A 2,340-nucleotide genomic window follows, 5' to 3' on the forward strand; every position below is an offset into this window, starting at 1 on the left:
TGTCCGGTTTTCAACAAACCATGCAAATGCTGAATGAGGGCATCGTTCCCACTGCGATGCTGGTTGCCAACGATCAGATGGCGCTGGGCGCAATGCGCGCCATTACCGAGTCCGGGCTGCGCGTTGGTGCGGATATCTCGGTAGTGGGATACGACGATACCGAAGACAGCTCATGTTATATCCCGCCGTTAACCACCATCAAACAGGATTTTCGCCTGCTGGGGCAAACCAGCGTGGACCGCTTGCTGCAACTCTCTCAGGGCCAGGCGGTGAAGGGCAATCAGCTGTTGCCCGTCTCACTGGTGAAAAGAAAAACCACCCTGGCGCCCAATACGCAAACCGCCTCTCCCCGCGCGTTGGCCGATTCATTAATGCAGCTGGCACGACAGGTTTCCCGACTGGAAAGCGGGCAGTGAGCGCAACGCAATTAATGTAAGTTAGCTCACTCATTAGGCACCGGGATCTCGACCGATGCCCTTGAGAGCCTTCAACCCAGTCAGCTCCTTCCGGTGGGCGCGGGGCATGACTATCGTCGCCGCACTTATGACTGTCTTCTTTATCATGCAACTCGTAGGACAGGTGCCGGCAGCGCTCTGGGTCATTTTCGGCGAGGACCGCTTTCGCTGGAGCGCGACGATGATCGGCCTGTCGCTTGCGGTATTCGGAATCTTGCACGCCCTCGCTCAAGCCTTCGTCACTGGTCCCGCCACCAAACGTTTCGGCGAGAAGCAGGCCATTATCGCCGGCATGGCGGCCCCACGGGTGCGCATGATCGTGCTCCTGTCGTTGAGGACCCGGCTAGGCTGGCGGGGTTGCCTTACTGGTTAGCAGAATGAATCACCGATACGCGAGCGAACGTGAAGCGACTGCTGCTGCAAAACGTCTGCGACCTGAGCAACAACATGAATGGTCTTCGGTTTCCGTGTTTCGTAAAGTCTGGAAACGCGGAAGTCAGCGCCCTGCACCATTATGTTCCGGATCTGCATCGCAGGATGCTGCTGGCTACCCTGTGGAACACCTACATCTGTATTAACGAAGCGCTGGCATTGACCCTGAGTGATTTTTCTCTGGTCCCGCCGCATCCATACCGCCAGTTGTTTACCCTCACAACGTTCCAGTAACCGGGCATGTTCATCATCAGTAACCCGTATCGTGAGCATCCTCTCTCGTTTCATCGGTATCATTACCCCCATGAACAGAAATCCCCCTTACACGGAGGCATCAGTGACCAAACAGGAAAAAACCGCCCTTAACATGGCCCGCTTTATCAGAAGCCAGACATTAACGCTTCTGGAGAAACTCAACGAGCTGGACGCGGATGAACAGGCAGACATCTGTGAATCGCTTCACGACCACGCTGATGAGCTTTACCGCAGCTGCCTCGCGCGTTTCGGTGATGACGGTGAAAACCTCTGACACATGCAGCTCCCGGAGACGGTCACAGCTTGTCTGTAAGCGGATGCCGGGAGCAGACAAGCCCGTCAGGGCGCGTCAGCGGGTGTTGGCGGGTGTCGGGGCGCAGCCATGACCCAGTCACGTAGCGATAGCGGAGTGTATACTGGCTTAACTATGCGGCATCAGAGCAGATTGTACTGAGAGTGCACCATTGCGGTGTGAAATACCGCACAGATGCGTAAGGAGAAAATACCGCATCAGGCGCTCTTCCGCTTCCTCGCTCACTGACTCGCTGCGCTCGGTCGTTCGGCTGCGGCGAGCGGTATCAGCTCACTCAAAGGCGGTAATACGGTTATCCACAGAATCAGGGGATAACGCAGGAAAGAACATGTGAGCAAAAGGCCAGCAAAAGGCCAGGAACCGTAAAAAGGCCGCGTTGCTGGCGTTTTTCCATAGGCTCCGCCCCCCTGACGAGCATCACAAAAATCGACGCTCAAGTCAGAGGTGGCGAAACCCGACAGGACTATAAAGATACCAGGCGTTTCCCCCTGGAAGCTCCCTCGTGCGCTCTCCTGTTCCGACCCTGCCGCTTACCGGATACCTGTCCGCCTTTCTCCCTTCGGGAAGCGTGGCGCTTTCTCATAGCTCACGCTGTAGGTATCTCAGTTCGGTGTAGGTCGTTCGCTCCAAGCTGGGCTGTGTGCACGAACCCCCCGTTCAGCCCGACCGCTGCGCCTTATCCGGTAACTATCGTCTTGAGTCCAACCCGGTAAGACACGACTTATCGCCACTGGCAGCAGCCACTGGTAACAGGATTAGCAGAGCGAGGTATGTAGGCGGTGCTACAGAGTTCTTGAAGTGGTGGCCTAACTACGGCTACACTAGAAGGACAGTATTTGGTATCTGCGCTCTGCTGAAGCCAGTTACCTTCGGAAAAAGAGTTGG

Annotated in this window: 2 protein-coding genes and 2 pseudogenes; 3 read left to right on the forward strand and 1 reads right to left on the reverse strand. The window is 56.2% G+C overall.

Annotation, left to right across the window (positions count from 1 at the left end; all coding sequences use genetic code 11):
• A pseudogene (lacI, locus tag SB847_RS20380) lies at positions 1-416 on the forward strand (DNA-binding transcriptional repressor LacI); the annotation flags it as partial.
• 49 nt (positions 417-465) lie between these two features.
• Positions 466-807, forward strand: a pseudogene (locus SB847_RS20385) (hypothetical protein); the annotation flags it as partial.
• 17 nt (positions 808-824) lie between these two features.
• Here the strand turns inward: SB847_RS20385 and SB847_RS20390 are convergent.
• Complete coding sequence (locus tag SB847_RS20390) at positions 825-1,193, reverse strand: hypothetical protein (protein WP_000538659.1); 369 nt, start codon at positions 1,191-1,193, stop codon at positions 825-827.
• A gap of 31 nt (positions 1,194-1,224) precedes the next feature.
• Here SB847_RS20390 and SB847_RS20395 point away from each other — a divergent pair, with 31 nt between their 5' ends.
• Positions 1,225-1,416 carry a Rop family plasmid primer RNA-binding protein gene (locus tag SB847_RS20395; RefSeq protein ID WP_000165985.1) on the forward strand — a complete coding sequence of 64 codons (192 nt, stop codon included), beginning with the start codon at positions 1,225-1,227 and terminating at the stop codon, positions 1,414-1,416.
• Positions 1,417-2,340: the final 924 nt, after the last annotated feature.

Origin of the sequence: Bacillus sp. SIMBA_026 (assembly GCF_046535335.1) — a bacterium.
In the GTDB taxonomy this organism is placed as follows: Bacteria; Bacillota; Bacilli; order Bacillales; family Bacillaceae; genus Bacillus; species Bacillus velezensis.